The 674-nt window shown below is 74.9% G+C and carries 2 pseudogenes; both read right to left on the bottom strand.

Features of this window, described 5'->3' with window-relative positions:
• Positions 1 to 470 (bottom strand): annotated as a pseudogene (locus AC27IQ_RS26460) (DNA polymerase Y family protein); the annotation flags it as partial.
• Positions 436 to 674 (bottom strand): annotated as a pseudogene (locus tag AC27IQ_RS26465) (translesion DNA synthesis-associated protein ImuA); the annotation flags it as partial. The pseudogenes AC27IQ_RS26465 and AC27IQ_RS26460, both read right to left, overlap by 35 nt.

Genomic DNA, 674 nt, shown 5'->3' on the forward strand with positions numbered 1-674 from the left:
CGCCAGGGTGCGCAGGGGCAGGTCGTGCGGCAACCGGCGCGGCGGGTGATGCGGAGGGTCGGCCTGGCCAGCCGCAGCAGGGCCAGGGCTTCGAAGGCCGTAGCGCCTTGGGCCAGTGCCGGGTCGCCGCCGGAGGGCTGCGGCAGGCGGCGGGCGGCGGCCTTGTCCTTTTCTGGTCCTGGTTCTGGTTCTGGCCCTTGCCTTGGCCGTCCGGACGCTGGGGTTTCCTGCGCTTCGGCAGGCCCTGCCAGCTCGCCCTGCCCGCCGAAGGCCGGGTGGTGCTGCCGGATCAGCGAAAGCAGCCGGGCCCGGCCGCCCCAGAGGCGCTCGGTGCTGGCCACCTCCAGCAGCAGGGCTTCGTCGAGCAGCGCCACCCGGGGCGTGAAGCGCAGCGCCCACCAGCCCGCCGAGGCGGCCGGCGCGCCGGGCGGCAGTTCATCCAGCGACGAAGGCACGGCGATCCAGTGCATGGACCCGCTCCTGATGGACCGCCACCCCCTGTGGCGCGCCGGGCACCGGCCGCTGCGCAGCCGGCACTGAGGCATCGCCCGGAAACCGGCGCGCCTTCAACGCCCGCATCGCCGCCAGCACGGCGGACAGCGCGGACGCATGCGCGCAGACCGGCACCGGCTGCATCAACGGCGGCCCGCGCCGCTTGAGAACATGCACCTGAA

The sequence above is a fragment of the Acidovorax sp. KPB24-07 genome (assembly GCF_057543315.1).